Source organism: Geoanaerobacter pelophilus (assembly GCF_018476885.1).
Taxonomy (GTDB): Bacteria; Desulfobacterota; Desulfuromonadia; order Geobacterales; family DSM-12255; genus Geoanaerobacter; species Geoanaerobacter pelophilus.
The window spans coordinates 581,142-592,237 of the sequence record NZ_JAHCVJ010000002.1; the positions used below are offsets into that span (position 1 = coordinate 581,142).

At 56.8% G+C, this 11,096-nt stretch carries 9 protein-coding genes; 2 read left to right on the plus strand and 7 right to left on the minus strand.

Going from position 1 to position 11,096, the window contains the following annotated elements; all coding sequences use genetic code 11:
* Positions 1-23 precede the first annotated feature (23 nt).
* The 6 genes from KI809_RS08150 to KI809_RS08175 all read right to left on the minus strand — a co-directional run bounded on the left by KI809_RS08150 (position 24) and on the right by KI809_RS08175 (position 4,754).
* Positions 24-458, minus strand: a complete 435-nt coding sequence (locus KI809_RS08150; RefSeq protein ID WP_435052247.1) for an MOSC domain-containing protein — start codon at positions 456-458, stop codon at positions 24-26.
* Between the two features lie 2 nt (positions 459-460).
* The gene (moaA, locus tag KI809_RS08155; protein WP_214171033.1) at positions 461-1,441 is read right to left on the minus strand and encodes a GTP 3',8-cyclase MoaA; all 981 of its coding nucleotides are present in this window, start codon (positions 1,439-1,441) and stop codon (positions 461-463) included.
* Positions 1,441-2,652 (minus strand): molybdopterin molybdotransferase MoeA, encoded by a 1,212-nt coding sequence (locus tag KI809_RS08160; RefSeq protein ID WP_214171034.1) that lies wholly within the window; start codon positions 2,650-2,652, stop codon positions 1,441-1,443. The genes moaA and KI809_RS08160 overlap by 1 nt, the downstream gene beginning before the upstream one ends.
* A 17-nt stretch (positions 2,653-2,669) precedes the next feature.
* Complete coding sequence (mobA, locus tag KI809_RS08165) at positions 2,670-3,275, minus strand: molybdenum cofactor guanylyltransferase (RefSeq protein ID WP_337833291.1); 606 nt, start codon at positions 3,273-3,275, stop codon at positions 2,670-2,672.
* Positions 3,272-4,324 (minus strand): ACR3 family arsenite efflux transporter, encoded by a 1,053-nt coding sequence (arsB, locus tag KI809_RS08170; RefSeq protein ID WP_214171035.1) that lies wholly within the window; start codon positions 4,322-4,324, stop codon positions 3,272-3,274. The genes mobA and arsB overlap by 4 nt, the downstream gene beginning before the upstream one ends.
* Before the next feature lie 82 nt (positions 4,325-4,406).
* On the minus strand, positions 4,407-4,754 hold the full coding sequence (locus KI809_RS08175) for an ArsR/SmtB family transcription factor (RefSeq protein ID WP_214171036.1): 348 nt from the start codon (positions 4,752-4,754) through the stop codon (positions 4,407-4,409).
* A 135-nt stretch (positions 4,755-4,889) separates the two neighbouring features.
* Here KI809_RS08175 and KI809_RS08180 point away from each other — a divergent pair, with 135 nt between their 5' ends.
* Both KI809_RS08180 and KI809_RS08185 read left to right on the plus strand, forming a co-directional pair.
* Positions 4,890-5,642 carry a 4Fe-4S dicluster domain-containing protein gene (locus KI809_RS08180; protein WP_214171037.1) on the plus strand — a complete coding sequence of 251 codons (753 nt, stop codon included), beginning with the start codon at positions 4,890-4,892 and terminating at the stop codon, positions 5,640-5,642.
* A complete protein-coding gene (locus KI809_RS08185; protein WP_246559276.1) occupies positions 5,635-8,865 on the plus strand; it encodes a molybdopterin-dependent oxidoreductase in 3,231 nt (1,076 codons plus the stop codon). The genes KI809_RS08180 and KI809_RS08185 overlap by 8 nt, the downstream gene beginning before the upstream one ends.
* Before the next feature lie 122 nt (positions 8,866-8,987).
* On the opposite strand, the gene KI809_RS08190 is transcribed toward KI809_RS08185, so the two are convergent.
* Positions 8,988-10,697, minus strand: coding sequence for an ABC transporter ATP-binding protein (locus tag KI809_RS08190; RefSeq protein WP_214171039.1), 1,710 nt, complete (start codon positions 10,695-10,697; stop codon positions 8,988-8,990).
* Positions 10,698-11,096: the final 399 nt, after the last annotated feature.

The following is an 11,096-nucleotide window of genomic DNA, read 5'->3' on the forward strand; positions in this document are numbered from 1 at the left end:
TCCATGAGTAACTGATTGCTCACTCACTTAGCGGCAATCGAGTCGCCAGGCTTTATCACGCCACCGAGCACAACCTTGGCAAAGATCCCTTCCTTGGGCATGACGCAGTCCCCGGCCTGGTGGTAGATGGCGCAGCGGGTATGGCACTCCTTGCCGATCTGGGTGACTTCCAGCAGAGTTTCCCCAACCGTCAGCCGGGTGCCGATCGGCAGCGCCGGCAGGTCGATCCCTTGCGTGGTGATGTTCTCGGCAAAATCGCCGGTCGTGACAGCAAGCCCCAACGCCTGCATCTTGGCGATGCTCTCCATGGCCAGCAGGCTCACCTGCCGATGCCACTCCCCGGCATGGGCATCACCGACAATGCCGTGATTTTCCCGCAGCTCAACCTGATCGACCGGTGTTTTCCGTTCCCCTTTGTTCAGGCTTATGCAAACCGCCACCACCTTGGCTGCTGTCATTATCATCCTCCTATCCGGGCCATATCGATCTGCCCCTGGCCGCCGTTGCTTTCCGCAAGCTGGTGCCGGTCAGGTTTTTCGGCCACTGTCCGCCTAAGGGCCTCTCCCAGTGCGATATCGTCACCACTGACCAGTATGGGGCGCAGGTCAACGGTGCCACGGTCGAAAAGACAACTCTTGGCAATGCCGCGGGAGGTGACCCTGATCCGGTTGCACTCCCCGCAGAAATGACAGGACACCGGGGTGATCACACCAACCAGCCCGGCAGCCCCGGCGATCCGGCGGTAGCGCGCCGGTCCGGCCATCTTCTCCGGCGCCTCGTCGGCCATGGGAAACCGCTTTGCCAGCCGGTCAAGGATCTCTGCGCCCGGCATTACCGTTGCTTCCCATCCCGGCTGGGCCAGGGTTGGCATATACTCGATAAAACGCACCCGGTAGGGGCGATCCAGGGTCAGAGCGGCAAACTCTTCCAGCTCATCGTCATTTACTCCCCGCATCACCACCACATTGATCTTGATGAATTCGAACCCGGCAGCCTCGGCTGCAGCGATTCCGTCCAGCGCCCGGCGCAGTTCTCCGCCCCTGGTGATCTCGGCAAAGGTCTGCGGCCGCAGCGAATCGAGGCTGATATTAAGGCTCTCCACTCCGGCAGACCTGAGGTCAGCAGCCATTTCTCTCAACAGCATGCCGTTGGTGGTCAGCACTAGCCGCTGCAGTCCGGGAATTGCCTCCAGCCGTTGCAAGAAGTCGATGATCCCCCGCCGTACCAGCGGTTCGCCGCCGGTCACCCGAATCTTTTCCACACCGATAGCCACTGCAGCACGGGCAATGCGCAGCAGCTCCTCGTAACTCAGGATATCGTCATGACCGACCTTGACCAGCCCCTCGGCCGGCATGCAGTAGCGGCAGCGGAGATTGCACCGATCAGTCACCGAGAGCCGGAGATAGTTGATCCTTCTGCCGTGCGGATCGCGGAGAGCCATTAACCTACCTCGCCCATCTCGAACTCCCGGTCGAGCAGGAGCACATCGACAACATCTCCGACGCCATGGACCGCCTCGGGTGCCAGATAAACCAGCCCGTTCCCCTGGATCAGCGATGAAAGCCGGCCGGAACTCTGGTTGCCGGTAAGCGAGACAACATAACCGTTATCACCCTTCGAGACCAAGCCTCGAACCAGGTGGGGGCGTTTCCCCTTATTGGCTGCAGGTTCCAGCAGTGCTGCCCGGACCTTCGGCCGCAAAATCCGGTGTCGCCCCATCGCCTTAAGGATCGCCGGGCGCACGAACAGCTCAAAAGAGACCATGGCGGCTACCGGGTTGCCCGGCAGGGCAAAGACCGGCGTTCCGTTCAGCATGGCGAATGCCAACGGCTTGCCCGGCTTCATGTTGACCTTCCAGAAGGTTATTGCTCCGCCGAGATGCTCAATCGCCATCTTGACAAAATCCCGGTCGCCAACCGACACGCCGCCGGTAATGACCAGCAGGTCGGCGTTCAGCCCGCCCCTGATCTTGTCACAAGTGGCTTCGAGGCTGTCCGGGGCGATGCCGAGCAGCACCGGATCGCCCCCGGCATCCAGCACCTGGGCGGCCAGGCTGTAACTGTTGCTGTTAATGATCTTCCCCGGCGCCGGTGTTGATCCTGGTTCCAGGAGCTCATCGCCGGTGGCCAGCACTGCGACCCGTGCCCGGCGGTGCACTGCCAGCGTTGTCACCCCCATGGCGGAGAGCATGCCGATCTCCTGGGGCCTGAGGGTCGAGCCGGCAGGAATGACGATATCGCCAAGGCGGATATCCTCGCCCCGCTTGCGAATATGCGCCCCTGCCTTGGCAGGCGATGTCAAGCGGATCCACTGGTCAAGCTGTTCGACATCCTCGATCGGCACCACGGTATCGCACCCCGGGGGGACCGGCGCGCCGGTCATGATCTTCACCGCTTCACCCGGTGGCACCGGCGCATCCCGTTCTTCCCCGGCCGGAAGAAAGCCGGTCACCCGGAGGCGCTCACCTTTGAGCGAGGCGTGGGAAAAAGCATATCCATCCATGGCCGAGTTATCGGCTGGCGGGATGTCCCACGGCGCAATATGGTCTTCCGGAGTGACCCGGTTTAACCCCTGGAAAGCCGAAACCCTCTCCGTCTCCAGTGGTGAGATCTGTTCAAAAATGGTTTTTTGCGCTTCCTCAATACTGACCATGGACCGGATTCCTCTTCTTACCCTGAGATCTCCCCTGTGATTTTTGCAAAATCTTCCGGAGTGTTGACGTTCATGAACGCTCTCCCATCCCGGTCGAACCGGGCCAGCTCTTCGGCAGTCACATACCTGGCATTCACCTGCGGATAATAGGCAAAGGCGCAGTAGTTGCCACTCTCCAGCAGCTCCCTGATCGGTTCGAGGCAGCTTTTTGCGTAGAGCGCGAACAACGGTTCATAGCCATGCTCGGTCAAGGGCACCACTGCATCGTAGCCATTCCTGAGGGTACAGAGATAGCGGAGCAACTCCCGGTTCGGGAACGGAAGGTCACATGAACTGACAAAAACATAATCGGTTTCAGCCTGGCAGAGACCGGTGTAGACCCCTCCAAGGGCGCTGCCGGGGTAGATGTCCGGGACAATCGCAAGGTTGTAGCCGGCAAAGCGCTCTTCCCGGTCACCGACCAGCAAAATCCGCGGGAAGCTCTCCCTGAACAGCTCAACTATCCGCTCGAAAATGGCAACGCCGTTGACCTTGAGGAATGCCTTATCTTGCCCCATGCGCCGGCTCTTGCCGCCGACCAGAACCACGCCGGTTATGTTATCCCGAATATCGGCAGATGTCACGTCGGAACCCCGAACCACCGCTGCCGGAACCAGAAGGCAACATTCACCAAGCCGATCATCACCGGCACTTCCACCAATGGCCCAATAACCGCGGCAAAGGCGGCCCCGGAGTTGAGGCCGAACACAGCCACGGCTACGGCAATGGCCAGCTCAAAGTTGTTGCTGGCAGCCGTAAAGGCGAGGGTGGTGGTCTTGCTGTAATCGGCCCCCAGCCGTTTGCCCATCCAGAACGACACGAGAAACATGACGATGAAGTAGATCAGCAACGGGATGGCAATTCGCACCACGTCCAGCGGCAGTTGCACGATGAGCTGCCCCTTGAGGCTGAACATGACCACGATGGTGAAGAGCAGAGCAATCAGGGTTATGGGCCCGATCCTCGGTACAAACTCCCGGTGATAGCGCTCCTTACCCATGACCTTTACCCCGACCAGCCTAGTCAAAGCCCCGGCGATACAGGGGATGCCGAGATAGATAAAGACGCTTTCGGCAATCTGGCGAATGCTGACATCCACTACCATTCCTTTAAGCCCCACCAGCGGCGGCAACACAGTAATGAAGAACCAGGCATAGACGCTGTAGAAGAGCACCTGAAATATGCTGTTGAAGGCAACCAGCCCGGCCGCGTACTCGGTATTCCCCTTGGCCAGTTCATTCCAGACGATCACCATGGCGATGCACCGGGCCAGGCCGATCATGATCAGCCCTACCAGATACTCCGGCTTGTCCGGCAGGAACACCACCGCCAGGATGAACATCAGCACCGGCCCGATCAGCCAGTTCTGCACCAGCGACAACCCCAGGATCTGCTTGTTGTGGAAGACCTCCGGCATCTCCTCATACTTCACCTTGGCAAAGGGGGGGTACATCATCAGGATCAGACCAGCGGCAATGGGCAGGTTGGTGGTGCCGACCTGGAACGAGTTGATGAAACGTTCTACGCCGGGAATAAAATAGCCTAGGCCAACGCCCAGTGCCATGGCGCTAAAGATCCAGGCAGTCAGCCAGCGATCAAGAAAGGATAGATTACGGGAAACATGGTCGCTCATGATTCACCTCCAAATATGCCATTGGCCAGTTTTTTTCATGCCGGCAAGTATATCCGCCTTAACGGATATATCAAGAGAAAAATCAGGGACAGGCGGCAGGCTTGTCTTTCAAAAGGGCGGCAAGGGCAGAGCGGTCGGCTGCAACCTCGGGGAGATCAGCGGCGTGTTGTTTAAGGATCAGGAGCATTGCCTTACAGAAATCGCAGCTTTCCTGGCTTAGCGCATAGTGCATCCATACCCCTTGACGGCGAGTATCCACCCAACAACTGCGCTTGAGATAGGCAAGGTGACGCGACACCGTGGATTGAGGGAGTTTTAGCACTGCCATCAAGTCACAGACGCACAGTTCGCCTTCTGCCTGAAGCAGCAGGACGATGCGCAGACGTATCGGATCGGAGAGGGCTTTGATTGTCTGGGTGAGATGCTTCATAGATACCTTTTATACTGTCCGGCATGCCTTACGTCAAGCAGCGGAATGCTTCTGATAACCCCAGCAAGAGATTAATAGCTTGCAATATCCGCAATAGCGGATATATTTCTCAAAAATAATTCTTGGGAGGGATTCATGCATCACGAAGATATACTCATCGCCATGCAGAATGACCTGCAACGAGCACTTGCAAAGCCGGACAAAGAGCGGCGTTGGGCCATGCTGATCGATCTGCGCAAATGCGTGGGATGCCACGCCTGTACTGTCGGCTGTGTCTCAGAAAATAAGCTACCCCCTAAACTGCAGTACCGGCCAGTTCATGAATACGAGCAGGGGAAATATCCCGCAGTTTCCCGAACGTTCCTGCCCCGACCCTGCATGCAGTGCGACAAACCTCCCTGCGTCACGGTTTGCCCGAAAACCGGCAAAGCGACCTGGAAAGAGACGACCGGCGTCGGAGCCGGCATCGTACCGGTCAACTACAGCGAGTGCATCAGCTGCGGTAAATGCGTGAAGGCCTGCCCCTACAATGCTCGGACCCTCGATCCCGGAGGCTTCCACACCGACGGTACTCCGGCGGTCCAGAGATATGAACAGCTTGCTTCCTTTGAGTATGGCAGGAAGCTGGAGCGTGCTGCAAAAGGGATCCCGGTGCGCAAGGCCAGGAAATGCCACTTCTGCATGCACCGACTGGCAGCAGGCCAGCTTCCCATGTGTGCCACCACCTGCATCGGCCGGGCTACCTACTTCGGCGATGAAAGTGACCCGCAAAGCGTGATCGCTCAGGTAAAGAGCAATGCCAAACTGCAGATACTAAAAGCAACGCTGGGAACCGCTCCCCGAGTCTACTATATTGCCAATGAAAAGCTGGAGGTGCTCTATGTCTAACAACGGCATGTCGCGCCGCGACTTTATGAAAAAGGCCGCAATCACCGGATGCGGAGCCATTGTTGCCTCCCAGCTCGACTTTGCCCGTGGCCTTATCACCCGGGTCGAGGCAGGAGAAATCACTGCCGCTGAGGCTTATGAACTAATGAAAGCAGAAAATACTCTCTATACCGTCTGCCTCAACTGCAATACCGGCTGCGGCATTAAGGTAAAGATCCTGGATGGCGTGGCGGTTAAGATCGACGGCAACCCCTATAATCCTTTTAACCTCCACCCGCACCTGGAGATGAAAGAGGCCCCTGAGTCAGCAGTCAAGGTGGATGCCGGACTCTGCCCCAAAGGACAGGCAGGCCATCAGGGGGCCTATGACCCGTACCGGATCACGAAAGTCCTGAAACGGGCCGGCAAACGAGGCGAAAACAAGTGGCAGACAATCCCGTTCGATCAGGCAGTGACGGAAATAATCAATGGCGGTGCCCTGTTCAAGCACGTTGCAGGCGAAGAAAATCGCCAGGTCACCGGCCTTAAGGAACTCTATGCCCTGAAGGACAGCAAGGTCTTCGAGGAGATGGGGCATGACATCGCTGCCTTGCGCAAGAAGAAGCCGGAAGAGCGAGCCAAGGCCATTGGCGAGTTCAAGACCAAGCATCATGCCAACCTGGGGGTGCTGATCGACCCGGACCATCCTGATTTCGGTCCGAAGAACAATCAGTTCGTCTATTTCTGGGGCCGCAAGAAAGGTGGGCGTTCCAATTTCGCTGCTGCCTTTACCTCTGCCTTTGGCACAGCCAATACTCATGGCCATACTACGGTTTGTCAGGGGTCACTCTACTTTGCCTGCAAAGCGATGAGCGAGCAGTATGCGGGTAACAGCTTCAAAGACGGCCAGAAGTTTTACTGGCAGGCCGATCAGGAGAATAGCGACTATGTGCTGTTCGTCGGCGCCAACCTGTTCGATGGCAACTATGGCCCCACCAATCGCGCCATGCGCATGACCCAGCGACTGGCCGACGGTAAGCTGAAGATGACCGTGCTCGACCCCCGGTTCACGAAACTGGCCAGCAAGTCCCAACGGTGGGTGCCGATTCAGCCGGGGACCGACGCTGCTTTTGCCATGGGAATGACCAGATGGATCCTTGAGAACAAGCGGTTCGACGGAAAGTACCTGGCCAACTGCAACAAGGCTGCTGCTAGCGCCGACAAGGAGGCTACCTGGAGCAACAGCGCCTGGCTGGTGAAGCTGGACAAGGAAGGAAAGCCGGGCAAGTTCCTCCGCGCCCACGAGATCGGTCTCAAGCCTGCGGAAAAGCGAAAAGACAAGGACGGCAAGGAGTTCGACTTCGAATATCTTGTCACCATGGTTGATGGCAAGCCGCTGGCCTTTGATCCCAATGACGACAAGAGCGGCGTCAAGGGCGAACTGTTCGTCACAGCTGAACTAAAGGATAGCGAAGGTAAGCCGGTCAAGGTAAAGAGCGGCCTGCAGCTTATGCTGGAGGCATCTCAGGAAAAGTCCATCGCTGACTATGCCAAGATCTGCGGCACCGATAGCGCCACCATCGAGACAGTAGCCAAGGAGTTCACCAGCTACGGCAAAAAGGCCTGCGTCGACATGCATCGCGGCCCAGCCCAGCACACTAACGGCTTCTACAACATCTCATCCCTGATGAACCTCAACCTGCTCATCGGTAACTTCGACTGGAAGGGGGGGATGATCGCCGCAGCGACGTTCAACACCGACGGCACCAGCACCAGCAGCGACAAACAGCCGTTCAACTTCAAAAAGATTGGTCCTAAGGGGCTCAAAACCTTCGGCACTTCGATTATCCGCCACGACTGGAAGTATGAGGAGTCATCCCTGTTCAAGGGGAAAGAGTCATACCCGGCCAAACGCAACTGGTGGCCACTCTCTTCCGACGTCTATGAAGAGATCCTCCCTTCCATTGCCGACGGCTACCCTTATCAGGCCAAGATCGTCTTCTCCTACATGGGGGCGCCGACCTACTCGCTGCCGGCCGGCCATACCAACATGGAGGCGCTGGTCAACCTGGAGAAACTGCCACTGTACATTGCCAGCGACATCCTGGTGGGACCGACGTCCATGTACGCCGACTACATCATCCCGGACCTCCACTACCTGGAGCGCTGGGAGTTCCAGGGTTCGCACCCCAACATGCCGGTACGGGTCCAGCCGGTGCGCCAGCCGGTCATCGCCTCTCCCAACGAGATTGTGACGGTCTTCGGTGAGCAGCAGCCAATTTCCTACGAAACCTTCTGGCTTGCCCTGGCCGAGAAGCTGGGGATCAAGGGTTTCGGTAGAAACGGCTTCGGTGAAGGGCAGGATTTTACCCGGCCAGACGACTTCTACATCAGGATGGTGGCCAACATCGCCCTTGACCGGAAAGAGCCGGTGGCCGACGCCGGCCAAGCAGAGATCGACCTGTTCCTGAAGAGCCGTCGTCACTTGCCCAAAAATGTCTTTAACCCTGAACGCTGGCAGAAAATTGCCGGTGCCGCCTGGCCCAAGGTGGTAACGATCCTGAACCGCGGCGGTCGCTTCGACAGCCAGTCTGCCACGTATAAGGGCGATCATGTTGCCAACAAGTACGGTAAACTGATCAACCTTTACCAGGAGAAGACCGCCGGCTGCAAGGACGCCTTCACCGGCAAGAGCTTTTATGGTTCAGCCCGTTATGTCCCGGTTGCCGACACCATGGGGAATGACACTAAAAAGCAATCCGATGGTTACCCGCTGCATCTGATCACACAGCGGGATGTGCGCCACTGCAAGGCAAGAACCATCACCAATCAGTACCTGACCGACTCAATGCCGGAAAACGGGATCATCATCCATAGCAGCGATGCTCAAAAACTAGGGGTGAAGACCGGCGACAAAGTGAAGGTGGTGTCTGCCACCAACCCGGACGGTGTCTATAACCTGCAAAATGGCAAAATGAAACCGATGATCGGCAAGGTGCAGGTCACCGAGACCATCCGCCCCGGAGTTGTTACCTTTACCCTGGGCCACGGTCACTGGGACTCTGGCGCCGAGGATGTCACCATTGACGGCAAGGTCATCAAAGCCGACAAACGCCGGGCTGCCGGGGTCCACGCCAACGCCGCCATGTGGATCGATCCACACCTGAAAAACACCTGCATGATCGACAAGGTTGGCGGCAGCGTCTCCTTTTACGATACTAAAATAAAGCTGGTCAAGGTGTAGCTTCTGGGAAAAACCTTGCGGAACAGCGGGCTGCCGGCAACGGTAGCCCGTTGTTATTTGGTGGGGCGGAAAATGTCGTGGCAGATGATTCGGGAATAGGGCGGCACAATTCCAAGGGTGCTTCAATAATCCTCGATTTCTCTCCTGAGTTGCTGTTCGCGATACAGTGCCGCATACTTGCCGCCGAGCTCAAGCAGCTGGGCATGGCTCCCTTGCTCAGCGATGCGACCATCTTCAAGGGCAATGATCAGGTCGCAATCCCGCAAGGCCGAGATCCGGTGAGAGACGATGATGACCGTCCGATTGCCATAGTAGTTGGCGAGATTGGCGAGGATCTCCTCCTCGGTTTTGGCATCCACTGCTGAAAGAGGGTCGTCGAGAATCATGATGGCCGGATCCTTGAGCAATGCCCTGGCAATGGCGGTTCGTTGCTTTTGCCCGCCGGACAGCGTAATGCCCCGTTCGCCTACCAATGTTGCATAGCCCTCCGGAAACCTGCACACTTCGTCATGAAGCCCTGCCATTCTGGCTGCTTCAGCAATCTCGTCTTCGCTTGCCCCTTCCTTGCCATAGGCGATATTTTCGGCAATAGTTCGCGAAAACAGGAACCCTTCCTGGGGGACAAAGCCAATGGCATCGCGTAACAGCGCCAGAGAAATCCGATTGATGTCGATGCCGTCAATGAAAATCATGTCGTTTTCAACGCGATACAGCCGGGCAAGCAAGCGGACCAGGGTAGATTTACCGGAACCAATCGGGCCAACGATGCCGAGCCTGGCGCCTTTGGCGATTTTCAGCGATATCCCGTGCAGAATAGTCTCGGCTCCATAGGAAAACACCACATTGCGCAGTTCCAGATCGCCCTGAAGAGCCGCGATAGCTGCAGGCTCCGCAGGCTCATCCACCCGCGGCTCTGCCTGGAGAATCCAGTTAAGCCGCTCCATGGAAGCAGCACCGCGTTGCGACAGATTGAGTATCCAGCCAAGCATTATGGTCGGCCAGATCAGCATTGCCAGATAGCCGTTGAAGGCGACAAAATCTCCAAGTGTCAGGGCGCCTGCCACAACTTTGCCCCCGCCAACCAGCAGCACGATCAGGGTACCGGTGGCGCCGGTGGCAGCCATCACCGGAATCATGAACCCGCGCAATTGGGCGACCCGCATATTGCTCGCCATGTAGCGTCCGCTGGCCTCGCGAAAAGAGGCAATCGCCGCATCCTCCCGACAATATGCCTTGATGAGCGGCGCAGCCGAGACATTCTCCTCAACCGCCGCTGTCAGCCGTGCCAGCTCCTCCTGGGATTTCTTGGAACGCCGGAACATGGAGGCACTCATCCGCTTGACGATAAAGATCATGACCGGGAAGGGGATTACGGCAAAAACCGTGAGGGCTGGGCTCAGGCGAATCATCAAAGCTAGCGCGGCAATATAGATAACAAACGAATTGATTATATTGAGAACACCGAAACCGACCAGCATCCGGACATTGGTCAGGTCATTGGAAAAACGCGAGATCAGGTCACCGGTCCGCTCCCCGGCAAAAAACGACTGATCCAGCTTGAGCAGCCGTGCATAAAGTTCGTCGCGAATCTGGTATTCGATGCCGCGGGCGGCATGCAGCAGGGTCGTGCGGGAAAAAACTCTGACTGTGCCATGGAGCAAAGCGGCACCGATAATCAAGCCCCCGTAAAATGAAGGAGGATGAGGGGCGGTATGCAGTGATTGCAGGCTCTCCACAGCGAGCTTCAACAGCCAGGGAATGAAAAGGGCGCAACCGTTCGTCGCCAGCAGAAACAGCCCGCCAAGCAGATAGGAACGTCTGCGGATCTGCATATATTTGAATAACGCTCTTAAATTACTGATCGCACGCCTCGCAGGGTGAAACAGTCCAACTGCTGAACCTAGTGCCATTTCTAAAGCATTTGCCACCGGTTGTCAAAACATGTGCAGCTGCCAGCCGCCTTAATTGAAAGCTCGCCGGATACGACTCTCATTAAAATTGCCAGCTGGCCTGATTCCATAGCTTTTTGGTTGACATTCCAAGGACGTATACACTAATGTGCGATTTAGCTATAGTAAAATGTCCTGCACATTTTTTGGGCATTTATGTCTGTTTTTAAGGCATTTTTTAGTCTGGCTAAAATTTTAATCGTTCGAGGGGTCATATGAAGAACTCGAAGATGACATTATCACAGTCGACGATGAACCTGGACTTTGTGAAGAAAGTAGAGC

What these genes read in the sequence shown, in the direction of transcription:
- KI809_RS08180 (WP_214171037.1), top strand. Translation starts at nt 4,890, where the DNA reads ATGCATCACGAAGATATACTCATCGCCATGCAGAATGACCTGCAACGA.
- KI809_RS08185 (WP_246559276.1), top strand. Translation starts at nt 5,635, where the DNA reads ATGTCTAACAACGGCATGTCGCGCCGCGACTTTATGAAAAAGGCCGCA.
- moaA (WP_214171033.1), bottom strand. Translation starts at nt 1,441, where the DNA reads ATGGCTCTCCGCGATCCGCACGGCAGAAGGATCAACTATCTCCGGCTC.
- KI809_RS08175 (WP_214171036.1), bottom strand. Translation starts at nt 4,754, where the DNA reads ATGAAGCATCTCACCCAGACAATCAAAGCCCTCTCCGATCCGATACGT.
- KI809_RS08150 (WP_435052247.1), bottom strand. Translation starts at nt 458, where the DNA reads ATGACAGCAGCCAAGGTGGTGGCGGTTTGCATAAGCCTGAACAAAGGG.
- KI809_RS08160 (WP_214171034.1), bottom strand. Translation starts at nt 2,652, where the DNA reads ATGGTCAGTATTGAGGAAGCGCAAAAAACCATTTTTGAACAGATCTCA.
- arsB (WP_214171035.1), bottom strand. Translation starts at nt 4,324, where the DNA reads ATGAGCGACCATGTTTCCCGTAATCTATCCTTTCTTGATCGCTGGCTG.
- KI809_RS08190 (WP_214171039.1), bottom strand. Translation starts at nt 10,697, where the DNA reads ATGCAGATCCGCAGACGTTCCTATCTGCTTGGCGGGCTGTTTCTGCTG.